The sequence below is a fragment of the Pedobacter ginsengiterrae genome (genome assembly GCF_039537385.1).
Classification (GTDB): domain Bacteria; phylum Bacteroidota; class Bacteroidia; order Sphingobacteriales; family Sphingobacteriaceae; genus Pedobacter; species Pedobacter ginsengiterrae.
Map to the genome: position 1 here is coordinate 492,838 of NZ_BAABAK010000001.1, position 23,601 is coordinate 516,438.

The window sequence follows — 23,601 nt, forward strand, 5'->3', positions numbered from 1 at the left end:
AGTATTATTCTTCGTGCAATGCAATTGCAGGATGTATGCCCGCAGCTTGTTTACCGGGGTACAAAGAACACGCAAAAACCAAAATATAGATAAACATTGCCGATAAAAGCATTGCAATAATGTAAACGCCTGCTTCTATGTTATATACATTTAATAATGGAAACTGGATGGCAAAAAAACATCCAACAACGATGGCCATGGTAGCCAAAATCATAGATTCTGTAACAAGTTGAGCAGAAACTGCATTACCACTTGCCCCAATTGCCCTTCTTAAACCAATTTCGCCCTTTCGTTTATTTATGTTGTACCACAAAACGCCAAATAGACCCAGTGCCACGTTAATAATCAGGAAACTTGCAATAATGACAAAAATAACCATCGGAATAATAGTTTCTTCATTCCTCGAATCCCTCATTTCATCAACGTGTTGAATTTCTATTGCACTACGCATATTAACGGCCATAAACTTATATAATTTGCTTTCAAAAGTTGCATTGGCAGTTTCTCTTACTTTTATTAAAACCGTACTGGTATATTTTAAATAACCTGTATCTAGCTGGGCAAATACACCATTATTACCAGGAATGAAATCTCCATTTGCTTTAATATCTTTTACAACGCCAATAATTTTAAGTTTTTCTTTATCATCAAAATCGCCTATAATTTTCCCTGTTGCTTTTTCGTTGCCAAACATTTCTTTACTAAATGTTTCGTTGATAATAATACTTTTGTTTTTACCGATGTTATCTTCTGGCAAAAACCATCTCCCATCTATTAACGAAATGTTCCATACCTTTTGATAATCGGCCCCTACCTTATAATCGCTTATATTGTTATATTCTTTTCCCTTATGTACTAAACCTCTGCTCATAAAACTATCAGAATATGGATAATTTGGACTGGTAAAGGAAGCTTCCTCAATCTCAGGCATTGCTCTAAGCGATTTGATAAGATTTTCGTATATGATACTTAAAGAATCTCGATTTTTAGTGAGTTGCCCATTACTATATGTAATTGCCCAAACTTTTTGATAACTGAACCCTAAAGGCTTAGTATAATTTTTATAGTAGTAAGTTAAGTATGAAAAAACTGCAAATATTACAAGGAAAGAAACTAAGATTTCGGATAGGAAAAGGAAATTCTGTTTCCTTTTATTCCATATTAATTTGAATAAGTGTTTAAACATGATAATATCGTTTAATAATGATTAATTATGCTTTAAGTGCTTTAACTACATTTAGTTTTGACATTCGCCATGCTGGATATACGCCTGAAATTAAACCAAAAAGTAAGCAGGCAATTAAACTGTAAAACAACACGCTGAAATTCATTGTTAAGCGCATATTTGAAACCAAATTTGCTCCGTTTATCAAGTAAATAACAACCATCGAAAGTACTAAGCCAATAATTCCTCCAAGAAAAGTAAGAATCATATTTTCTACAACGAATTGATAAACTAAAGTTTTTGAGGATGCCCCAAATGCTTTACGAACTCCAATTTCTGATGAACGCTCCATAATTCTGGTAATATTTATATTAACAAGATTGATAGTTGGCAGCAACAGGAATAAGAGAATTAAAACGCCCAACATAGATACAACTTTTGTGACACCTGTATTGGTCGAATTGCCACCAATTCTTCTGGTTAAACTGGTAAAATGTGGGTCGGCATTGCAGTAAACTTTATCGAAGTCTGCTGGTATTGGTACCTTTTTCATCATTTTATCAAACTCATTTTTCATTTTAGGAACATCTTGCTTAGTTTTCGCCAATAGAACGGCGTTATATATCCCCATTAAGCCATTATCATTATCTTGCTGTTTTGAGATTGTATAAGGCAAAAACATATCGCCACTAAAATTTCGGAGCGTTTTCGATACATTTTCTACAACTCCAATAACTCTGTAATTAATATTATCGGCAGAAATGTACTTACCAACAACCGATTTTTCGTCTCCAAAATAATCTTCTTTTGTTTCTTTTGAAATTACAGCAACCAACTCCGCGTTATCAATTTCCTTTTGAGAAAATGCTTTCCCTTCGATAAATTTATAGTCGAGTACATTCCAATAATCGGCATTGGTATATTTATATTCTATAACCAGTTTTTTATTGTTCACGTAGGCGTTTGAAGCCTTTGGCGAAGATGAAATCCCCATTTTTTCTACATTTTTTAAGGTTGATACGTATTGCTTTAAAAAATGAAGGGAAACATTACCCATATTTACCCAACCCTCTTTGGAGTTTCTGATCTCAATTCTATCTACATATAAAGAACGATCTCTCTTTAAATCAGGATAATCGGGGCTTAAAACTTTATCCATAAAAGCAGTTGCAACCATTAAAATGGTGAGTGTAAAACTGATTCCGAATAAGCTGATGAAGGTGAAAAATTTTCTCCTTCTTAATACAGCTATGGCGATTTTGAAGTAATTTTTTAGCATAGTTGTATATTATTGAACTTGAGAACCATCGAAAAGACGAACTAATCTGTGCGTTTTATGCGCCATACTTTCATCGTGAGTTACCATTACAATTGTAGTTCCTTCGTTTTGATTGAGGCTGATCAGTATATCCATAATTTCATTTCCCATTGCGCTATCCAGATTCCCTGTTGGCTCATCGGCCAAAATAATTTGCGGATTACCCACAATTGCTCTTGCTATAGCTACACGCTGACGCTGACCACCAGAAAGTTGAGTTGGAAAATGTTTTAAACGATTACTTAAACCCACTTTTTCTAAGGCTGCTGTTGCAAGCGCCTTACGTTCTCTTGCTGATAAGTTACGATATAGCAAAGGCAACTCTACATTGTCCAGAACTTGTAAATCGTTTATCAGGTGATAACTTTGGAAGATAAATCCTAATTTTTCATTACGAAACTGGGCAAGTTTTTTATCTGAAAAACGACTGATATCCTGACTATCGATATTGATATTTCCTTTAGATAGTTCATCTAACAAGCCCATAATGTTTAGCAATGTGCTTTTTCCGCAACCAGATGGCCCCATAATGGATAGAAACTCGCCTTTAGCAATATCCAAACTAATGCCGTTAACAGCCAGTGTTTCTACTGTATCGGTTCGGTAAACTTTTTCAATGTTTTGTAAGCGTATCATAATTTGTAATTTAATATAAAGTGGATTATGAGTGATGTAATATGGTTAATTTGTGTTTATTTTTTGTTCGTTATCCAAATTAAGAGAGCCAGAGCAGCTGAAAAGAATCTTAACAATTAAACTAATTTAGCCTTAGTGGAGCAGCCACAGGCTCAGTTCTCTTAATCAGGTTTTATATTTTCAATAGGTAATTTTTACATTTTTTTCAAAATCGTATAACGATAAATAGCGAAGCTGGTAATAAGCACCCCAAAAATCGCGAAGCGATGAAACATAATCGCGTTTGGCTCTATCATTTTCTTGAAAAGCAATACTTAAATCGGTAATACTTAAATTGCCCAAAACGTAGCGTTCGCTTGCTATTTTATACTTTTCAGCTGCGATTTTTTCTGCTTCATCGGTTAACTGGATTTGTTCTTTCATCATATTAAAAAGTGTTACCTGCGTTACAATTTGCTGTTTAAAAGTTTGCATATCCTGTTCTACTGCATAAGTAATAAATTGCTCATTTGCCTGAGCCGTTTTTGTTCTCGATTTCGATCTGCCCCAATCCATAACTGGAATAGAAAGTTGAAGTTGAACCGATTGTTGGTTTTTTGGATTTCTGTAAACATCGAAAGCTGTATTTGCAGCATTAGAAAAACCAAGATTTGCACTTAACGTTGCTTTTAAGCCATTTTCGCCTTTAGCCTTTGCAACATCTCTCCTTGCTTCTGCCAGTCGTCTTACAAAAGCAATTGCATCAGATCGATTTTCGAAAGCCTCGGTCAGCACTTTTTCGGTTGCCACACTCATTTGGGCAACCACAGCTGGCATATCTAACTTAATACGGTCGTTGCCTTCAATACCTGTGTAACTTCTTAAATTTAGCGTGGCAATTTCTACATCGCGTTTTGATGTACCAACAGCTTTTTGCGAGTTTAAAACCTCTAATTGAAGCTGAAGAATTTCATTTTTAGATATTTTACCTAATTCGAATTTGGTATCGGCAATGGTTAAAATCCTTTTAGTATTTGAATAGTTTAGTTCTGCAATATTTAGGTTTACCTGAGCCAGTAACAAATCGAAAAAATACTCGGTAACCGTTATCGATATTTTTTCCTGAGTTTCGATGAAAGCCTGCTTGCTTTCGTTAAACTTTAATGGTTCTATTTTCTTATCCCACTTTAAACTATTAAACTGGAGCAATGGCTGTGTATAGCCGAGCCCGTAAGGAATACCATTGTACAGTACGTTATTTCGGTCGAAATCATCAAAACGTTGTAACTGCGTTGTACCATAAATTGTTCCGCCAGTTGCCGCTATACTCTGACTAAAATTTAGCGTTAACGACGAATTATCGTAATGAACTGGCTGAAAAAGTATACTTCCATTGGGTTGCTGAACTTGAGTATAAGTTTTAGTATAGCCAGGCAAAATTCCTTCTAACGCTAATTGCGGTTGATAATTAGATTTAAAAGTTCGCCATTTCCAATATTCGGTTTCTTTTACTGTTACAGCTTGTTTCGCTGCAATGGAGTTTGCTTTAGCCATTTCTACAACTTGAGGCAGATTAAGTTTGAGTGTATCTGTTTTTGCGATTGCCAATGCACCAAAACTGATCCTACATAATAAAACGATAATTAAAAATTTCTTTATCATCATCTTAATTACTAATGGTTACCGTTTTAGATTTTTTGTAATCACCCATATCAGAGGTAATCACTTCATCGCCTGCTTTTAAACCGCTTAAAATTTCTACATAATCGAAATTGCTTAAACCAGTTTTTACCGTTCTACGTTCGGCTATGCCATTTTTTAAAACGAAGATTTCTTGCAGGTTAGAACCATTAAATGCAGGTCCGTTTGCAATTCTTAAAACATTGTTTCGGGTTGCGGTAACGAGAAAAACATCAACCTTTTGGTTAGGCCTTAACTCTTTGCTATCCTTTTGATTAAGCTGAATATCAAAAGATACAATTGCATTACTTACCGCTGGAGATATGTTTACAATTGAGCCTCTAAGCTGCGTGTTGCCAATACGAATAATGGCGATCATATTATTATGAATTTTATCGAGTAGATTATCAGACATGCTACCTGCTACCTTAAAACCGCTTAAATCAGCAATTCTTACTAAAGCATCGCCTTCGTGTACCGCAGAACCAATATTTTTATTTACCCAAGTAATTACACCAGGTCTTGTTGCAATTAAATCAGCCAAATCGAGTTTACGCTTTAAAGCATCTAAATCATTTCGTTGAATGGCTAAAGCAATTTCAGCTTCCCTAATTTCAATTTTCATGGTTTGCTGCTTGCTTTTAATTTCATTTTCGAGCTGAAGTTTTTCCAGCTCTGCAACTTTTAATTCCAACTCTGCATGTTCTACATCTTCCTTCGTTCCTCCGCCTGCTTTTAGTAATCGTTTAGCCGATGAAACGGCATCTTTTAAATTACTGATACGAAGTTGCTTAATGCTATTATTAGATTTTATATCAAAGAAGCTTTTCTCTAAATCGAGTTTCAGTTTACGGATTTCATTTTCTTTTGATTCCATTTGAAACTGAAGTTTTCCATAATCGGTTTGGCTTACCGATTTATCGAGTTCTAAAATAGATTGGCCTTTATTTACTTTGTTTCCAGCATCCATTAAAACTTTTTTTATCGAAGCATTAATCGGACTGGTTAATACTTCTTCAAATTCGGGCAAAACTTCGCCAGTTGCATTTATTGTATTTTCGATAATACCTGTATCTACCTTAGCCGTTGTAATATCTGAATTTGTTAAAGTTGGTTTGAAATAAAACCTGATAAACCAAATACTAGCAAAAACTATTACGATAATTATAAAAATGATGAGGTAATTTTTCTTCTTTCTTTTTGCAGAAACTTCTTCTTCGATGGGTTTGTCCATTAAAATATTTTACATCAGCCTTTACAAGCAAAATGCCAATATTAAATACTTATAAATCAGCAATTTAACTTAATTCAAAAAATAAAAAATGCCCGATATCGAACGTTTTGTTTGTTATCGGGCAGAATTTAATATTATCTAAGTTGAGAGAGATTTTAATCTGTTTTAAATCTAGATTTTTACCTATATTTATTTCATTAGAATAGTATTGTAAAATATTATACTCACTACATGATCAAATTAGATTGTGTAAAAAGGCTTAACAGAATTGTTTTGCCTGTAAATGTGTATTGATAATTTTTTACAAGAAACAATGATTCAAAATATAAAAATAGCCGTTTTAGGTGGCGGCGGCAGAACTGGAAAATACCTTGTTAACGAATTAATAGCAAAAGGATATAGTGTTAAACTCTTACTCCGAAATCCTGAAAACTTCCAAATAAAAAGCCCTTTAATTGAAATAATTCATGGAAATGCAATTGACTTTGTAGCAGTAAACAGTCTTTTAAAAAACTGTCAGGCTGTAATAAGTACGATTGGTCAGCGTCCTGGCGAACCATTAGTTGCTGAACAGGCAACTAAAAATGTTCTGGAAGCGATGTCACGAAATGGCATTAACCGATATATTTTATTAGCAGGCATTAATATCGATACTCCTTTCGATAAAAAAGGACCAGAAACAATTAACGCCACCAATTGGATGAAATCAAACTTCCCAATCATTCAAGAGGATAGACAAAAATCATATTCACTTTTAGTTAATAGCTCAATTAACTGGACTTTATTGCGTGTACCATTTATTGATTTTACTCAGGCTAAAAGTAAAATGGGTATAAGCTTATACGATTGTTTGGGGAATAAAATAGATGCTGGCAGTATCGCAACTTTTCTTAGATTACAACTCGAAGATTGTACTTATTACAATAAATCTCCATTTATTTACAACGCTTAATAGAATAAAGTATGTGTCGATTGAATGGCTATATTTTATGCATTTTAACTACTTAACTTATTATTTTATTAGAACTAAGTTTACCTTTACACAATGAAAAGACTGAACAGCGATACATCAAATGAAGAATTGCAAGATGTTAAAAAAGGAGATTTAGTAACTGATACCTTTAGCAAAACTGGTTTGGTAGAAAGTATTGAGGTTACGGATGATTCTTTGTATAGAACTTACCAATTCCACCTCGTAACAGGGCGAGTAATTACGGTTAAGAAATAAAAAAGAGGGGCTTAAAGGCCCCTCTAAAAATTGCACTGAAATGTACCATTAGTGGTAATGATAAACCTCTAGCAATCAAAATAATGTAATTACCATAGTTTAGTTTGCACCTGGTTTTCAGTTAATACCACAATTGCAGGCACCTTATGTATTACATCGGTTTTAAACAAAAACAATTATTATTCCAGTTTTAGTTTAAGGCCCTATTATTCGTAATTAGAATAATTTTATAATTTATCGATTTTATTTATCGCAGCAGTCATATTTCCTGAGCCTGTTTTCGCAATAATATGTTTCCTATGACTTTTAACAGTTTCTATACAGAGATATAATTTTTCGGCAATTTCCTTACTTGTATATCCTTTTCTGGCCAGTTCTAAAACTTCCATTTCTCGTTTCGATAATGTGTGGTGAGAATCGGAAAACTCTGTTTCATGACAAAGCACATATATTCCAGATGGAGAAAGCTTATGAATTGCTAAATTTATGCTACTCGTAAATCGGTATTGGGTAATATCAGTACAATTTATATACTCTAATGCTGGTTTTCCATCATCAGTAAAACTTAAAAAATTACTTTGCCGTAAAATGGTAACATAGCTATTATCTGCGGCTCTAATCCTTAAATTATAGCTAAATCGAAGCTTACCACGTTGTTCGTTTGGTGTGTTATAGTAATAATTAAAAATTTCTATATGGATATTTCTTAACAACAACAAATCTGTAGGGTGAACAATACTTAAAGCAAAATTGATCCCTCTAAGAAGAAATACATCTTTATCGTATCCCAAAATTTTCTTAATGGATGTGCTCATGCTAATATATTGCATGTTCGACCAATTGAAAACTCCCTGGTAGCCAGTATGGGTTTGTTTCTCGAAATTTTCTACCTCGAGGTTAAAATAAGGTATATGAATATTTTCCTTGTTGGTTTTTTTTGAATAACCAGCAATTCGGTATAACTCGCCAGTTGAGAGTATATCCAGGAGATTCATGGTAATTGAATTATAGGGCGATTAAAATTAACAAAATAACTCAACATTTAACAGCCTTAAAATCACTCTTTTGAGGGATAAATTCCCTAAAAATAAGGTCAACCAACGTTTATAAACTTATATTTATAGAATGATAATTTCGATTGATAAAAATACACCTACATCAAATTTGTTAAACGTTAAAGTTGGTTCAATTATTACTGATAACATTTTATCTGGAACAGTGAAAGATATTCAGATAACTGATACGGATGAGTTTTGGTTATTTATTTTCTACTTGGAAGAAGGAAATCAAATTGAGATTAAAAAAATTAAAAACATTTGTTAAAAAGAAATTTAGAAAAAGCTGAAAAGTGTTATCTATCAAATTGCTACACACATATACCCGATCCAATTGATTATCTACTTTAACAGCAGAATAAAAAACCAAAACGTATCTTTAAAATATAGTGGTGAACTATTATTCATCATTCTTTTTTTGACCCTCCATCTTACCTTCAGTTAAGCCAAATCATTGTATGATTTGGCTTAATCACTTATAAAAGGTTCTGAAATATTTACCTAAATACTATTATAAAAACCTTTTTATTAAGGATATTTGCAGCAAATTGAAAAACTATGCAGAACTTTAAAAACATCATTTTTGATTACGGAAACGTTATTTTCGATATAGATTTTAGAATTGCTCAAGCCTCATTCGAAAAGTTAGGTGTAAACGATATCGAAAATTTCTTTGCACATAAAAGTCATAATCAGCTGTTTGATGATTTAGAAACTGCTGCAATTTCGCCAGCAGAGTTTAGAGCAGGTATTAGAAAAGCTGCAAATAAACCTGAACTTACTGATGAAGAAATTGATAACGCCTGGAATAGCTTATTAATTGGAACCATCCAGGAAAATCATGATTTACTACTAAAGGTTAAAGAAAAATACCGCACTTTCTTGCTCAGTAATAACAACGAAATTCATTACGATTGGATTATTAACTATTTGAAAACGACTTTCAAAATCAATAATTACGATGATTATTTCGAAAAGGCATACTTTTCGCAACACATGAAATTGCGTAAACCAAACATTAATATTTTTGAGCAGGTTTTAAAAGAAAACAATTTAAATCCAGCTGAAACCTTGTTTATAGATGATAGTCCGCAGCATATTGAAGGCGCTAAAAAAGTAGGTTTACATACATTGTTGATGACGGAAAAACCTGCAAATCTGGAATCATTTTTAAAATCAAACGGAATTTTATAAATTGTTTTATGGCTGAAAAAAAATTTAAATCGCTTAAAGAATTTTATCCTTATTATTTAACTGAACACGTTAATACCACTTCGCGAATATTGCACTTTATTGGTACAGGCTTAGTTGCCCTGGCTTTTATTACAGGTTTTTTATTTCACGATTGGCGATTTTTTTTGGCTATGCCGATTGTAGGTTATGGCTTTGCCTGGGTTGGCCATTATTTTTTCGAAAAAAATAAACCTGCTACTTTTAAATACCCTGGTTATAGTTTAGTTAGCGATTTTATTTTATTTTACGATTTACTTACGGGCAAACAAGGTTTTGTAGCGAAGAAAGATTAAGTTTTTTTTTAAACCCATTGGTTGAATTCGTAAGCAAATTGCAGACAAGGCTTTCGAATGGCTCAAACTGGCAACTAACTTTGTTTGTAAACCCGATTGACGGGGAAAGCGCCCGATTCTTCATCGGGCCTTGTACCAAAAAGCGGGGCTGAATAATCCGAAAAATTACTGAATGTTCGTTTTCAAATAATTACAATACCGCTTTTATTATTTAACCCCAGGTTGTTTAAGTGAGTAACCAGTTTTGGCTTTCTCGGCTTTAACCATTTCTTTAACCTCCTCTAAAAGTTTTTTGGCATCGTAAACAATGCCATCTTTTATGGTATATTTTACGCCTCCAGCACGAATTACTTCGTTATTGGCATTCAACTTTATGGCACCAGTACCGTATAAAACCTGTAAATTAGCGAGTGGATTCTCTGCTACAATTACGAAATCGGCAAGTTTACCAATTTCGACACTGCCTAAATCTTTATCTACACCTAATGCTTCGGCCCCATTTAGTGTTGCGGCCTTAATTACTTCTAAAGGATGAAAGCCAGATTCTCGTAAAAGTTCCATCTCTCTCACGTACGAAAATCCAAATAATTGATAAATAAAACCTGCATCGGTACCAACGGTTACTCTGCCTCCACGGTTCTTATATTCGTTTATAAATTTCATCCAAAGCTGATAATTTTCTTTCCAATCTACCTCTTGCTCAGTACCCCACGAATGCCAGTAAGAACCATGAGAATTCCAACTTGGGCTATAAAAATCCCACAATTTAGGCATGGTATAATCGGCATGCCACTCTGCCGTTCTAGCCCGCATTAAATCGCGGTTTGCCTCATAAATATCCATTGTTGGTGTTAGGGTAAAATTTAAAGCGATTAATTCATTCATCACCTTATTCCACCTTTCTGAATAAGGTGCCGCTGCTTGTTTCCATAATGTTCCAGCTTCGCCAAAGCGATCTTGCTCATTTTGATAATTATAATCATTAGAATAATGCTGAATGGTTCGATCGGTAAACATGGCTTCGGGTAAACCATACCAATGCTCTAAGGAAGTTAATCCAGCTTTTGCGCTGTTCATGGCATTCCATCTACCAACATCGGTTTGTGCATGGTGCGCCATGGCTCTTAAACCAAGTTTCTTATTTTCATCAATCGCGGCAGCAATAATATTTGGTGCAACACCGAAAAACTTGATACCATCTGAACCTTTTTTGGCGTTTTCTCTAACCCAATTTCTGGCTTGCTCTGGAGTAGATATTGGGGTTTTACTTCCCTGACCAAACACGGTATAAGCATAAATTCTTGGTGCAGTAATTTCGTTTTTAGCACTTTTAGCCTTTTGATCGAGTGTCCAATCGATACCATTCATGCTGCCTGGTTCGCGAATTGTAGTAATTCCATGTGCCATCCATAATTTAAAAACATAATCGGCATCGGTACCTTTATTTGCGCCACCAATATGCGCATGCATATCAATAAAACCAGGCATTAAAAACATACCTTCTGCGTTTAATTCCTTACCGCCACTTATCAGTTTTGGTCTTCTAGCTGCATTTATCGGCTGATTTGGAGTTCCTACAACCGATATTTGAGCAATCCGATTATTTTCGACAACGATATCAACTGGGCCTAAGGGTGGCGAACCTGTACTATTTATTAAAGTTACCCCTCTAATAATTAACTGGGTATATGGACCATCACCTTCTTTTCGAGGTTCGGCTTTTTTTACACCGTTTTGCTGTGCAAAAACCTGAATAACTAAACATAAGCAGGCGATTAACAGGTTTAAATTTTTCTTCATCGATTATTTAGTTTTGAAGCATTTAATGATTTAAAACCGCTAATTAAATAATTTACCAGGTTGAATTTTTAAGGCCGCTCTTTTATTAAGCAACTCTGTAACTTTATCTGTTTTATTTAAAGCTTGATATTGACTTATCAGATATTTGTAAACACTAAATTGATAAGGATTATTTTTTAGAACCTGTTCGTATGCTAATAACGCTTGTTCTTGATTACCTCCATTTTCGAAAACCTTAGCTTTAGTATAATCTAAATCTGCTTGTAAAAACGGGTCGGATTTAACCACTACAGAATTAAGCAATTTTGAGGCTTCTTCGTTATTTTTTTGAGCAGATAGTAAACGAATAAGTCTTAATTTATCAGCATCTCGCAATTGATTGGTTTTTGATTTCGCTAAGTTAGAATAATAGGTTACACTATCATTTTGCTTTGTATTACTGTAAAACTCGGCCAAACGGAGATTATAATCGGCTCGATCATTACCCGAAGCTGCTAAAATTCTTTGCGCTTGTTTTATGGTTTCAATTGCAGTTTTATAATCGCCGTGAATGGCTAAAGCATCGGCATACAAATTTCGGTATTCGTAATTTTGAGGTTTTTGCGCAACTAAGTTTTTTAAAACATTAATAGATTCGGCATTACCTATGCCAGCTTTTAAAGAGGCCGAAAATGCTTTTGCATCATCTTTTCGATCTCTCAGATAGGTAGAAACTGTAGCTCCGTTCTTTCCATAATCATCAGCGGCTTCAATAGCGTCAGGAATTAATGCATTTTTCTTATACATTTCTCTTAACAAAATATTTACCCGAGCCAGTTCCTGATAATCATCTTCCAGCTTGTAAGACTTTTTTAATTGTTCCGCCTGTTGCTTTACTGCTGTTTCATTTTCTATGATATTATTTAATTGCTTTGCGCCAATTAAATCGGCATAAGCAGCATAAGTTGGTGCATAATCAGGGCTAATTTCTTCTGCTTTTTTTAGCCAAATTTCTGCAGCTTCAAAGTTCTTTTTACCAGTGTTAATTTTTGAATAGGCTAAAATGGCAGGCAAATACTTGCTATCATAAGTTAAAGCAGTATCTAAATATTTGGCAGCCAAATCTGCATTTGTTCTAGATCTGTTGCTTAAATTTAGGTATATGTTAGCCCAGTTACTGGCCATGGCGCTCTTATCGCCAGCCAGGTAAGCCTTTTCTTTTTTAACCAGTTGTTCTAAAAATTTATACATTTCTGGATCTTTAGATTTTAAATCGGCTGTTGTATTCATCGATTTAAAATCAAGTGGATGCACTTTTACAGGCTCAAAAAAAGCAGGGTAAGTTTGTGCAAAATATTCGCTTTCATTATTTTGAGAATAATAATCGAGCGTTCTCCCTTCTTTCATTGCGTTATAATAAAGCTTTCTAATTTTGCGACTTTCTTCATCTGTTAGCACTCTTCCATGAAAAAGATGAACATATTCGTGCAGGATTACATTTCGTTCTAAATAAGCGCCACGTTCTACATATTCAATGGCCGCAGCACCACTACCTACACCTCTTATATCCATCCATTGCCTGTTATCGAAGGTGGTGTTTGTTCTAAAACTTGGTGCATTCATAACAGTCGCCAAATCCTGGTGTAAAGGTGGGATTCTAAAAACATTGTCTCCTTTTGATAAAAAAGGGAAATAAACCACTGATGTAAACAATTGATTCCAAACCATTGCTTTGGCAATTTCACCAGGATAGTAAGACACATCGGGAAACACTCTTGTAAAATTAACCATATCGGTAATTTTGGTAGTGTTTAATTTGTTGGTTATAGAATCGTACATGGATAGATAGGGAATTCGCTTAGATTTTATTACTGCTGATAATCCGTTGTGAGCAGGACCATAATGTTTTTTTTGAGTTAGAATTTGTTTAAAAATCTTTTCAGCAGAATCTAATCTAAGTTTTCTGTTCATATCGAAAGCAGCATAATATAGTGAGCCGCGATGCAGTTTAGGAATTACAGAATTTGGATATTTTTTTTCGATTGTGCGTGTATAATCTATCGCCTCTTGAATCTTATTTGCCTTAAATAATTCATCAGCTTTTTCTAAAGCTTTTCTAACTTCATCATCGTTTTTTTCGGCATAATCTGCATATGTTAAATTGGTGTGCCCATTACCCCAATGCCAATGCGTTGGGAAATGCAATGGATTAACCGCCAAAGCAATTTCCCATTGTGCCGCCATTGCATTTAACTGTGTAGCATCTACCCTTCTCCAAATGGCATATCCATAACTAAATCTAGCATCAGCATTGAAAGGATTAATTTCTAAAGATTTTTTTAAAGGCGCTTCGGCCAATTGGGGTTTTTGATCCCAGAAATATACATCTGCTTCTAACTGAAAAGCCTGTGCATTTTTCGGATCATTTTTTTGAACTTCTTTAGCCAATGCTAAAGTTTTAACGTAATCTTTTTGAAGCAGTTTAATTTTACCAAGCATCAATTTTAATTCATTTGATGGATTGGTTTTCAGCGCCTGCTCGCATATTTGAGCTGCCTGTGGCAACCTCCACGCTTGCATTTGGAGATAAGCGTTATACAATATTACTTTCGGATTTTTAGGTTGTAACTTATTTAGTTCGCTAACAATTTTTTCTGCTGATTTAAAATTATTATTCAATAGTAGGTAATCTACTTCCAGCATTTTACGTTCGAAAGAGCCTTGCTTTAACTTATTCATTTCTAGCAAAGCCTTATCCCACATACCTAAATCAAACATTTTTTCTATAACAGGTACTTTATTTGGCTTGGCCACATCAATTAACAATTGTTTTCTAGCCTGTTCTAATTTTGTAAAAGCTAGGGCAGTATTGTCGGGATCAGTGGTTTGAGCCGAAACTTGAATAGCGCCAATTAATGCTAAAAATCCGAAAGAAAATATTTTTTTTCTCATTTGTTATTTACTTTTTATGGCTACAGAATTTATTTCTTTAACAACCTCATCGTAAAGTTTATCTGCATCAACTTTTGTTTGAATTAATGATGGCTTATGAATGTAAATCATATGACCAGCTTCGTAGTAGGTAAAGTTTACATTTTTACGTTGCTCTGGCCTCAAGCCCATTGTATTGAAAGTATATTCTGACGCAAAATAGGGTGTTGCCAAATCGTAATAACCGCAAAGTACCCAAACTTTTAAATGAGGATTGTTAGACATCGCTGTTCTTAAATCTTCAGCAACGTTTAAATATCGGTTTTGAACATTATTGTAATTCCATGGATTTACTCTCCCTCCCAAAATCTCGTAGGGCAAATCGTTTTTATATTTCAGTTCTGCCCTTACATAGTGATTTATGGCTGCGCTGTATGGGCCTGAAATTGTTCCTGTATTACTTGGGTCGAATTCGGGCGTTACACCCACATCATTATAATCTCTTCCAGTAAAGCGACTGTCCAATCTACCAACGGTTAAACCTTCCGTTCTGCGCAATTCTTTATCAAATTTATGAATATCGATACGAAGATTGGTTTGACGAATATATTCTTTAGTTAAGCCAGTATATCGACTTAGTTTATTTACTATATTTTCATAATCTTGGCCCGTCAATTCAGAGCCTTTCATTAAGGCAATATTGTATTCCTCTATAGCAAAATCTTCTACTTCTTTTAAAAATGACTTCAAATCTTTTTGCTGTAAATCGGCAGGTAATTTTTTATGATACCAAGCTGTTGCAGCATAAGTTGGCAGAAAAAGTGGGAATGGATAATCGTTACCCACATCAAATCTGGCGGTTTGCATATTTAAAATAGAGCTGATTAAAATTACACCGTTAAGGTAAAACTTATGTCTGCTTTGCAGATAGTCTGACAATCCAGCTGCTCGTGTGGTACCATAACTTTCGCCAGCCAAAAATTTAGGAGAGCTCCATCTTTCATATTTCGAGCTAAAAAGCTGAATAGCATCGCCCATGCTTTGAAGATCTTCTACATAACCGTGAAATTGTTTATCGCTTTCCCCGGTAACCGCTCTGCTATAGCCTGTAGTTACTGGATCAAGAAAAACCAAATCAGTTTTATCTAGCCACGAATATTCGTTATTAACGTAACTATATGGCGGAGGCAAAACATCGCCTTTATCAGTCATAACTACACGTTTTGGACCTAAAAGCCCCATGTGCAACCATACCGATGAAGAACCTGGGCCACCATTAAAAGTATAGGTAATTGGTCTTTTGCTTTTATCGCTCACTCCATCTTTAGTGTATGCAGTAAAAAATATATTGGCTTTAGGTTTTCCATCTTCGTTTTTTAATTGAAGATAACCTGTAGTAGCGGTATAATTTATTACTTGCCCTTTAATGGTTACACTATGTTTCGTAATTACAGGCGGTGGAATATTTGGAGAATTGGATACAATATAACCTGTTGGATCTACTGGTAAAGCTACAGCAGCTGTTTTAGAATCCGTTGGTGGTATTACCGCCGCCTGACCTTGTTGCTGGCGATTACCACCAGGCTGGGCAACAACGTTTAGTGCCAGAAATGTTAGTACTACAGCGATAGCAACACATTTTTTATTTCTTATATATGTCATATCAATAACTATTTAATTTCTTTTAGGGTTTTAGCATAAAATGAATCGGCATCTATTTTCATTTGTTTTAAAGATGGCATGTGAATGTATATCATATGACCAGCTTCATAGTAGGTAAAATCGATGTTTTTTTGTTGCTCTGGTCTTAACCCCATGTGGTTAATTACATATTTCGAAGCAAAATAAGGGGTGGCAAAATCATAATAGCCGCCTAAAACCCAAACTTTAAGTGTTGGACTAACCGACATGGCTTTTCTTAAAGATTCAGCTACGTTTAAATACTTATTCTGAACATTACTATAATTCCACCTTCCAATTCCGCCGCCTAATGTATAATAGGTTAAATCGTTTGTATAATTTAATTCCTTACCTAAATAGTTTAATAATCCATGTGTGTAAGGACCCGAAATTGTTCCTGTATTACTTGGATCGTATTCCGTAGAAGAACCTGTATCATTGTAATCAGTGCCTGTAAATCTCGAATCTAAACGACCAACGGTTTTTCCATCACTACGCAGGAGTTCTTTATTATATTGAGCCAGATTTATTCTCAAATTAGTTTGTTTGATAAACGTTTCTGATAAGCCAGTATATTTTGCTAGTTTACTAACTACCGCATCATATTGTGCTTTGGGTAGTTTATCGCCTTTCATTAAAGCCGTTGCATATTCTGTAATCGCAAATTGCTCTACCTCTTGTGTAAGCGTTTTAAGATCTTTTGATTGATACTCAGGACTTAACTTTTTATAATACCAGGATGTTGATGCATAACTTGGTAAATACAAAGGGTAAGGCAAATCATTACCTACCACAAATTGAATGGTTTGAAAGTTTAAAACTGCAGAAATCAATACAATACCATTTACATACATCTTATAGGCACTTTGCAGATATTCTGATAAGCCTGATGCTCTTGTTGTGCCATAACTTTCTCCAGCTAAAAACTTAGGAGAACCCCACCTTTTGTTTTTTGAAGTGTAAAACTTTATAAACTCGCCTACCGATTGAATGTCTTCTGTATAACCTTGGAATTCTGCTTTATCTACCCCAGGTGCTGCTCTCGAAAAACCAGTTCCAACAGGATCAATAAAAACTAAATCGGTTTGATCTAACCACGAAAATTCATTTTCGGTGTAAGAATATGGAGCGGTTAAGGCATCACCTTTTTCTGACATTACAATACGCTTTGGCCCAATTACCCCCATGTGTAACCAAATTGAAGCCGAACCAGGACCTCCATTGAAAGTATAAGTAATTGGTCTTTTATCTAAGTCGGTTACATTATCTTTTGTGTACGCCACAAAAAAGATGTTTGCCCTTAACTTACCATCTTCCGATTTCATAGGCATGTAACCTGTAGTTGCGGTATAACTTACAGATTTGCCATTAATAGTAACAGAGCCTTTGGTTTTTACTACACCATCGGCTGTCTTTATAATTTCCTGAGCAGCTGGAAGTGCTGCATCAGGATCTTTTTTCTGAGCAAATGTAAACTGCATACTCAGAGACAGGAGAAAAACGATTATTAATTTCATTTTATATATGTTTATTAATACTAAAACTATTAAGGACGTGTGTCCCAAAATACTCTTCCAAGCATATCAGCTCTGGCTGGAACATTAGGATTGCTATTACGCTCCAGTTGAGGGTAAACCAACGTTCTTGGAATTTTATCGTAAACAGCAACAGATATTGGTAATGCAGTAATATTAGGATAACCCGTTCTTCTCCAATCGCTCCAAGGCTCCATTACTACTCCAAAATTAGCGATGTATTTTTCGGTGATAATTTGCTCTAATTTCTGAGCATTTGTGCCTGCTAAAGTTCCGTTAACCGTAAGATAGGTTGTAATATTTGCTGCAGCTACTCCAGCATCTTCCATAGAAGCTCTTATGCCAGCCTGATAAAATGCTTGCGCATCTCCAGGACTACTTAAATTTAAAGCCGCTTCAGCACGAATAAAATTATATTCGGCAAAAGTTAATAATCGTGAAGGTCCATCACCGCTCCAAGTAATAGAATTATCTGTAACAGTACCATCACTATTTACTACAACTGTATTAAGCGTTGCAGCACCTTTTAAGAACGTATTTAGCCTTGAGTAGGCCACAGTTGCAGCCTCAGTAGCATTACCGCCTTTATATGTTGCTGGCGATGAGTTGTAAGGAAAGGGGATAAAATAAGAAGGCCTTCTAGGATCTGCCTTACCATTCATCATATCTACAATGGTTTTATTAGGAAAAAATGCATTTCTAAATTGCCCACCTTCGATACTTACATTCGGAGTTCTACGACCAGCTTCTGTAGAAAACTTCATGATAAAGTTATCCGTATTTGAGGTCATAAACTGTGCACCACTACTTATTAAAGCATTAATTTTCGAACTTGCAAAAGCAGCATCTTTAGCTGTATAATGTAGGTAAATTCTTAATTTAAGCGTATTGCCAAATCTAATCCATTGTTGCTTTACAGTATTCCAGTTATCTCCTGGATAAATTGTTGTATTTTTTGTTGGGCTTAATACCGATGTTGTACTATTAACATCAGCAATACCCTCATCAATTAAGCGAATTAAATCGGTGTAAATATCTTCTGCTTTATCAAATTTCGGGGTTAAATTATCTAAAAACTTACCAGATTCTGAATACGGAATATCACCCCAGGCATCAACCGTAATTTGAAAGGTATAAGCCTTTAACAACTTGGCAACGCCTGCATAATGTGGGCTACCGCCTTCTTTTGCTAATGGTATTAATTTTTCAATATCAGCCAAAATGCCTGAATAAATATTTGTCCATTGGTTATTAACATCAGAGTTGTTGATATTATACCTTTCGTACAGTTTAAAGGTTTCTGATAAATTTGTTGTGTTCCCTGTAAATTGTTGCATGATTAATCCGCTGTAGCGGTATAAATCGCTGGAACCGATGTATCCGATTCCGACCGTAACAGATGGCAATAACTGATCGATTGGCGCAACGGTAATATTATTCGGACTTTCGTTTACATCATAAAACTTCTTACATGATTGAAACGTAGAGACCAACATTACAATCCCTGCGCAAGCTATAATTTTATTGATTTTCATAATTATATGTCTTGAATTTCTTAATCTTGTTAATTAAAAAGTGGCTCTTAAAGTTGCGCCGTATATTTTAGATACTGGTGTTATACCAAACTCTAAACCTCTGGCATTTGAAATCCCTAATAAATTCTGCTCTGGATCTAAATCAGGAAAATTCGGAGCGTAAGTCCATAAATTTCTTCCATAGATAGAAAACTGTAGTTTGCTTATGAATTTACTTTTAGCCAATAATGCTTTTGGAAAATCGTAGGTAAAGGTTGCTTCCCTTAATTTCAAGAAAGTTGCATCTAATACATATCCTTCCCACGCAACATATTTACCAGCCAATCCCCAGTAATCTTGTGCGGTAACATAGGTATTATTCGGAGTACCATCCGCTAGTACACCTGGAAACAAATACGGCTTAGACACAGTTCCATCGGCATTAAATCTGTCAAATTCTGCTGTTTCGGCAGCTACACCATTTATTCTCAAATCACCAATTGTGCGTGATAATAAATCGCCTTTGTATTTAAAGTCGAGTAAGAAAGAGAAACTAAATGCTTTGTATTTAAATGAATTTGTTAAGCCTGCTGTAAATTTAGGGTTCGGATTACCAACTACACCAACATCACTTGTTGCTTGCGGTAAACCATTTGCTTTAATAATCATATCGCCTTGTGCATTACGCAGGTAACGATTAGAGTAAATTAAGCCATATTCCTGACCCGCAACCGCCTGAATATTCGGCGAGGTAAAACCACCTAAAGAAATTAATTCTACGCCAGGTGCCAGTTCTTTAACTATAGATTTAAACTTAGTGAAGTTTAATGATGCTTCCCAAGTAAAATTCTCAGTTTTAACTGGTACACCGCTTAGCAAAAACTCTAAACCTTTGGTCGATAATTTACCTGCATTAGCAACTTTACTGGTAAAACCAGATGAACGTGCAACGGGAACATCAAAAATTAAATTTCTCGAATCGCGTTGATAAACAGAAAAATCTAAAGTTAAGCGATTGTTAAACATAGCCAGGTCTGTGCCCAACTCAAACTCTCTGGTAAACTCTGGTAATAATAATGGATTACCAGCACCGTTCGAATAGGTAAAACCAGCCAATCCATTAAATGGAAAATTTACAGCGGTTGAGCTAAATCCATCGGCAGAACCAGCTATTCCATAATAGGTTCCTGTTTCATACGGCGAACCACCTTTTCCAACTTCTCCCCCATTTACTCTAATTTTTAACGAGTTTAATGTTTTGCTTTTTAAGCTTGGCCAAGCCTCTGTTGGCACAAAACTTACTGCAACAGCAGGATAGAAAATTGATCTGTTTTCGGGAGTTAAGGTAGAAGAATAATCGTTACGTGCTTTAACGTTTACATTTAACCACGACTTATATTGAACCGATAAATCGCCAAAGTAACCCATTAAACGATTTTTGCTATACGAATCGGTAGAATTAAATGTGGTAAAGTTACTCAGGTTCATAAAACCAGGAATCGTTATAGATCGGCCAGTTGTCGATAAGTTATTGGTATAGTTTGAGATAATCTCGTTACCAAGAGTCATCGATAAATTAAAATCGCCATAAGTTTTATTACCAGTTAAAGTAAAATAGCTATTTAAGTTACGTCGCATGTTGCGAGATTGAATTAAACCACCAGCACCACCCGAGCTTGTATTAGCGTTACTTCTTACACCTTTATCATCAAAACCTGTATTAATAATGCTAAATACGTCTGCTCCAACTTTCAAATCGGCTTGTAGCCAGGTTGTAAAATCATATTTCAAGTTTAGGTTACCGTAAAAGCGATTTAACTCTTCCGTACGTTTAATATGATCGATTGACCAATAAGGATGTTCTTCGGAAGTTGAATGCCAAATTTGATTTCCTGCAGCATCTGTAACTGGCAATCCTTGAATATCGTAAGAACGTGGTGTATAGATAGCTCTCCATAGTGGATTAGCACCTTGATTACCTGCCTGAGTACGATCTGAGATATTACTTACATAAGAAAACGATGTGCTGATTTTAAACTTATCGGTAATGTTTGTCCCTGCATTTACAGTTAAGTTATTTCGGTATAATTTATTTCCTGGCACTAATGCATTTGTTGTACTGTTACCATACGAAACACGATAATTAAATTTATCAGAAGCACCAGAAAAATTAAGACTATTATCAACACCTAATGAATTTTGCAGAATATCTCTAACATTATCTGGATAAGCCTGTAAAGCCACTTGTTGCCCAATTATATTGGTAACCTGCTGTCCAGCAATTCGTGGTCCCCACGAAGTTGAACGAGCTGTCCATGCGAAAGGATTCGCTGCTGTTCCGTAGATTCCATTTGTACCTTGTGCATAATCATTTTGGAATTCAGGAAAAATATTAATTGAACCAATATTAGCACTTGAAGTAAAAGAAACTTGTGTTTTGGTACCCAATTTACCTTTTTTGGTGGTAATTAATATTACACCCGAAGCTGCTCTAGAACCATACAACACTGTTGCAGCTGCACCTTTTAAAACGCTCATCGATTCGACATCTTCAGGGTTAATATCAGAGCCACGATTTGATGTTGATGACCCAGCATTAACGGAGTTTCCGCCGCCACCATTATCGATAGGCACACCATCTATTACATACAATGGCTGATTACTTCTCGTGATAGATGAAAAACCTCGAATTGTAATATTAGAACTATTAAAAGCGCCACCCGAACCCGATACCTGAACACCAGCTACTTTTCCAGCCAGAGCATTAGAAACATCGGGTGTTGGTGCTTGAGTTAACTTTTCGGCTGTTACCGTGCTTACTCCATATCCAATAGTTTTTTTATCTCTCTGAATACCAAATGAAGTAATAACAACATCATCTAACGATTTCGCTTCATCCTCCATAGCAATTTGAAAGCTTATTTTATCTCCAACATTAATTTTCTGTGTAACGTAGCCAACCGAGCTGAAAACTAATATTGCATTTTTTGGAACTGTAAGCGAAAATTGACCTTTGGGATCAGAAGTTATTCCAATCGAAGTACCTTCTACCTTGATGGAAATACCAGGTATTGGTAACTTATCATTCTTTCCGGTTACCGTTCCGCTAATTTTTTTATCCTGTGCGTAAGAAACAGCATAAACAGAAATTAGCAAGAAAAAGAGAAGTAAGACTTTTTTCATAATTTGTTTAGTTTGATTTAGTTGAATTGATAAACAATGAAGCTTTTAAGACCTCAACTCATCGAGTAAACAAATTTATATTCGAGAAAAAAGATAACTTGACCGTTATTGTCCCTTCGTTATCAAAAATTATCCATTATCATTTAAAACATTAACAATACTGCTACAATTCAGTATTATATGGATAAACAAAAACTTAATATCAGAGCCTAATTATCCAACATTTGGCAGGCTGTAAGAGGCATGTTTAAATCTGTATAACCTCAAATAATCTTTCGGAGACATAGAAGTGATTTTCTTAAAAACTCGATTAAAAGTGATTACACTATTAAAGCCAGTTGAATAAGCTATATCGTACAAATGTTCAAAATCAGAATTTATTATTTTTTTACAGGCCTCGTTAATCCGAACCTCGTTTAAAAAAGTGTAATAAGTTTTTTGAGTGTGTTTTTTATAAAACTTGCAAAACGAATGCAAAGTTATACAAGCAATCGAGGCTACTTTTTCAAGACTAATATCTTCTGCATAATGCTCTAAAGTGTATTGATGAACCTCATTTAATCTAAAGTTTTCTGTTTCAGGAATGCTGTGTTTAACAAAACCAGTCGATAGTGATTTAAACTCGCTTATATTTTTTTCGCAATATTGAAATATCTTTATAAGATTAATTAACCGATCCAATCCATCAATATTTTTAATATTGAGGATATATTCTGAAATTAAAAAACTCTGCTTTGTAGGAACCTGCAGGCCTTTGTAGCTGCTTTCTATTATCCTTTTAACACCATCCAGCTCTGGTAGGTTTAACAAGTGCGTTAATTTTTTAAGGTCGAAAAACAAATGCACGGCATGAGCTTCTTCCTCTTTTTCGCTATAGGTTGAATTGAAAATATGTGGTTGATTCGGCCCAATAAAATAAATATCTCCAGCCTTAAACAATTGATTGTAATTCCCTACAATAACATTGCCTTCTCCTTTTAGGATAAGTGTTATCTGATATTCTTTATGGTAATGTAAATAGTTGTAAAATTTAGGTAATAAATCTTCCTGAACAATTACAGAATTGTTTGAAGTTGATTGTAGCACAAAGTTTATGGCTTTCATGGCAATAGATTTTGTTAAATAAAAACACAATTACGCTCGAAATTTTTTCACTGA

18 protein-coding genes are annotated in these 23,601 nt (G+C 34.8%); 5 read left to right on the forward strand and 13 right to left on the reverse strand.

Annotation, left to right across the window (positions count from 1 at the left end; genetic code table 11):
* Window positions 1–4: 4 nt before the first annotated feature.
* The 5 genes from ABD692_RS01855 to ABD692_RS01875 all read right to left on the reverse strand — a co-directional run bounded on the left by ABD692_RS01855 (window position 5) and on the right by ABD692_RS01875 (window position 6,012).
* Window positions 5–1,186, reverse strand: coding sequence for an ABC transporter permease (locus ABD692_RS01855; RefSeq protein ID WP_344764458.1), 1,182 nt, complete (start codon window positions 1,184–1,186; stop codon window positions 5–7).
* A gap of 25 nt (window positions 1,187–1,211) precedes the next feature.
* Window positions 1,212–2,444 carry an ABC transporter permease gene (locus ABD692_RS01860; RefSeq protein WP_344764460.1) on the reverse strand — a complete coding sequence of 411 codons (1,233 nt, stop codon included), beginning with the start codon at window positions 2,442–2,444 and terminating at the stop codon, window positions 1,212–1,214.
* 9 nt (window positions 2,445–2,453) lie between these two features.
* Entirely contained in the window at window positions 2,454–3,119 is a 666-nt protein-coding gene (locus ABD692_RS01865; protein ID WP_344764461.1) for an ABC transporter ATP-binding protein, read from the reverse strand.
* A 180-nt stretch (window positions 3,120–3,299) separates the two neighbouring features.
* A complete protein-coding gene (locus ABD692_RS01870) occupies window positions 3,300–4,763 on the reverse strand; it encodes a TolC family protein (protein WP_344764463.1) in 1,464 nt (487 codons plus the stop codon).
* A gap of 1 nt (window position 4,764) precedes the next feature.
* Window positions 4,765–6,012 carry an efflux RND transporter periplasmic adaptor subunit gene (locus ABD692_RS01875; protein WP_344764464.1) on the reverse strand — a complete coding sequence of 416 codons (1,248 nt, stop codon included), beginning with the start codon at window positions 6,010–6,012 and terminating at the stop codon, window positions 4,765–4,767.
* Window positions 6,013–6,325: 313 nt separating this feature from the next.
* Here ABD692_RS01875 and ABD692_RS01880 point away from each other — a divergent pair, with 313 nt between their 5' ends.
* Together ABD692_RS01880 and ABD692_RS01885 are read left to right on the forward strand one after the other, a co-directional pair.
* On the forward strand, window positions 6,326–6,964 hold the full coding sequence (locus ABD692_RS01880; protein ID WP_344764466.1) for an NAD(P)-dependent oxidoreductase: 639 nt from the start codon (window positions 6,326–6,328) through the stop codon (window positions 6,962–6,964).
* 93 nt (window positions 6,965–7,057) lie between these two features.
* Window positions 7,058–7,240 (forward strand): hypothetical protein, encoded by a 183-nt coding sequence (locus tag ABD692_RS01885; protein ID WP_344764468.1) that lies wholly within the window; start codon window positions 7,058–7,060, stop codon window positions 7,238–7,240.
* Between the two features lie 227 nt (window positions 7,241–7,467).
* Here ABD692_RS01885 and ABD692_RS01890 read toward each other — a convergent pair whose 3' ends face one another.
* Window positions 7,468–8,235: a response regulator transcription factor gene (locus ABD692_RS01890; protein ID WP_344764470.1), complete on the reverse strand. Its 768-nt coding sequence runs from the start codon at window positions 8,233–8,235 to the stop codon at window positions 7,468–7,470.
* 130 nt (window positions 8,236–8,365) lie between these two features.
* On the opposite strand from ABD692_RS01890, the gene ABD692_RS01895 reads away from it, so the two are divergent.
* From ABD692_RS01895 to ABD692_RS01905, 3 genes are all read left to right on the forward strand, one after another.
* Entirely contained in the window at window positions 8,366–8,563 is a 198-nt protein-coding gene (locus ABD692_RS01895) for a hypothetical protein (protein ID WP_344764472.1), read from the forward strand.
* Window positions 8,564–8,853: 290 nt separating this feature from the next.
* The gene (locus ABD692_RS01900) at window positions 8,854–9,489 is read left to right on the forward strand and encodes an HAD family hydrolase (RefSeq protein ID WP_344764474.1); all 636 of its coding nucleotides are present in this window, start codon (window positions 8,854–8,856) and stop codon (window positions 9,487–9,489) included.
* Window positions 9,490–9,497: 8 nt separating this feature from the next.
* A complete protein-coding gene (locus ABD692_RS01905) occupies window positions 9,498–9,821 on the forward strand; it encodes an Mpo1-like protein (protein WP_344764476.1) in 324 nt (107 codons plus the stop codon).
* Window positions 9,822–10,028: 207 nt separating this feature from the next.
* On the opposite strand, the gene ABD692_RS01910 is transcribed toward ABD692_RS01905, so the two are convergent.
* From ABD692_RS01910 to ABD692_RS01940, 7 genes are all read right to left on the reverse strand, one after another.
* Entirely contained in the window at window positions 10,029–11,621 is a 1,593-nt protein-coding gene (locus ABD692_RS01910) for an amidohydrolase family protein (RefSeq protein WP_344764477.1), read from the reverse strand.
* Window positions 11,622–11,660: 39 nt separating this feature from the next.
* Window positions 11,661–14,552, reverse strand: a complete 2,892-nt coding sequence (locus tag ABD692_RS01915; RefSeq protein ID WP_344764478.1) for a tetratricopeptide repeat protein — start codon at window positions 14,550–14,552, stop codon at window positions 11,661–11,663.
* 3 nt (window positions 14,553–14,555) lie between these two features.
* The gene (locus ABD692_RS01920; RefSeq protein WP_344764480.1) at window positions 14,556–16,193 is read right to left on the reverse strand and encodes a S10 family peptidase; all 1,638 of its coding nucleotides are present in this window, start codon (window positions 16,191–16,193) and stop codon (window positions 14,556–14,558) included.
* An 8-nt stretch (window positions 16,194–16,201) separates the two neighbouring features.
* Entirely contained in the window at window positions 16,202–17,728 is a 1,527-nt protein-coding gene (locus tag ABD692_RS01925; protein WP_344764481.1) for a S10 family peptidase, read from the reverse strand.
* Window positions 17,729–17,757: 29 nt separating this feature from the next.
* Complete coding sequence (locus tag ABD692_RS01930) at window positions 17,758–19,281, reverse strand: SusD/RagB family nutrient-binding outer membrane lipoprotein (protein WP_344764483.1); 1,524 nt, start codon at window positions 19,279–19,281, stop codon at window positions 17,758–17,760.
* 33 nt (window positions 19,282–19,314) lie between these two features.
* Complete coding sequence (locus ABD692_RS01935; protein WP_344764484.1) at window positions 19,315–22,443, reverse strand: SusC/RagA family TonB-linked outer membrane protein; 3,129 nt, start codon at window positions 22,441–22,443, stop codon at window positions 19,315–19,317.
* A 213-nt stretch (window positions 22,444–22,656) separates the two neighbouring features.
* The gene (locus tag ABD692_RS01940; RefSeq protein ID WP_344764486.1) at window positions 22,657–23,547 is read right to left on the reverse strand and encodes an AraC family transcriptional regulator; all 891 of its coding nucleotides are present in this window, start codon (window positions 23,545–23,547) and stop codon (window positions 22,657–22,659) included.
* Between the last annotated feature and the right edge of the window lie 54 nt (window positions 23,548–23,601).

Excerpts from the sequence above, each read along its gene's own strand:
- ABD692_RS01855 (WP_344764458.1), bottom strand. The coding sequence starts at position 1,186 with ATGTTTAAACACTTATTCAAATTAATATGGAATAAAAGGAAACAGAAT.
- ABD692_RS01860 (WP_344764460.1), bottom strand. The coding sequence starts at position 2,444 with ATGCTAAAAAATTACTTCAAAATCGCCATAGCTGTATTAAGAAGGAGA.
- ABD692_RS01865 (WP_344764461.1), bottom strand. The coding sequence starts at position 3,119 with ATGATACGCTTACAAAACATTGAAAAAGTTTACCGAACCGATACAGTA.
- ABD692_RS01870 (WP_344764463.1), bottom strand. The coding sequence starts at position 4,763 with ATGATGATAAAGAAATTTTTAATTATCGTTTTATTATGTAGGATCAGT.
- ABD692_RS01875 (WP_344764464.1), bottom strand. The coding sequence starts at position 6,012 with ATGGACAAACCCATCGAAGAAGAAGTTTCTGCAAAAAGAAAGAAGAAA.
- ABD692_RS01880 (WP_344764466.1), top strand. The coding sequence starts at position 6,326 with ATGATTCAAAATATAAAAATAGCCGTTTTAGGTGGCGGCGGCAGAACT.
- ABD692_RS01885 (WP_344764468.1), top strand. The coding sequence starts at position 7,058 with ATGAAAAGACTGAACAGCGATACATCAAATGAAGAATTGCAAGATGTT.
- ABD692_RS01890 (WP_344764470.1), bottom strand. The coding sequence starts at position 8,235 with ATGAATCTCCTGGATATACTCTCAACTGGCGAGTTATACCGAATTGCT.
- ABD692_RS01895 (WP_344764472.1), top strand. The coding sequence starts at position 8,366 with ATGATAATTTCGATTGATAAAAATACACCTACATCAAATTTGTTAAAC.
- ABD692_RS01900 (WP_344764474.1), top strand. The coding sequence starts at position 8,854 with ATGCAGAACTTTAAAAACATCATTTTTGATTACGGAAACGTTATTTTC.
- ABD692_RS01905 (WP_344764476.1), top strand. The coding sequence starts at position 9,498 with ATGGCTGAAAAAAAATTTAAATCGCTTAAAGAATTTTATCCTTATTAT.
- ABD692_RS01910 (WP_344764477.1), bottom strand. The coding sequence starts at position 11,621 with ATGAAGAAAAATTTAAACCTGTTAATCGCCTGCTTATGTTTAGTTATT.
- ABD692_RS01915 (WP_344764478.1), bottom strand. The coding sequence starts at position 14,552 with ATGAGAAAAAAAATATTTTCTTTCGGATTTTTAGCATTAATTGGCGCT.
- ABD692_RS01920 (WP_344764480.1), bottom strand. The coding sequence starts at position 16,193 with ATGACATATATAAGAAATAAAAAATGTGTTGCTATCGCTGTAGTACTA.
- ABD692_RS01925 (WP_344764481.1), bottom strand. The coding sequence starts at position 17,728 with ATGAAATTAATAATCGTTTTTCTCCTGTCTCTGAGTATGCAGTTTACA.
- ABD692_RS01930 (WP_344764483.1), bottom strand. The coding sequence starts at position 19,281 with ATGAAAATCAATAAAATTATAGCTTGCGCAGGGATTGTAATGTTGGTC.
- ABD692_RS01935 (WP_344764484.1), bottom strand. The coding sequence starts at position 22,443 with ATGAAAAAAGTCTTACTTCTCTTTTTCTTGCTAATTTCTGTTTATGCT.
- ABD692_RS01940 (WP_344764486.1), bottom strand. The coding sequence starts at position 23,547 with ATGAAAGCCATAAACTTTGTGCTACAATCAACTTCAAACAATTCTGTA.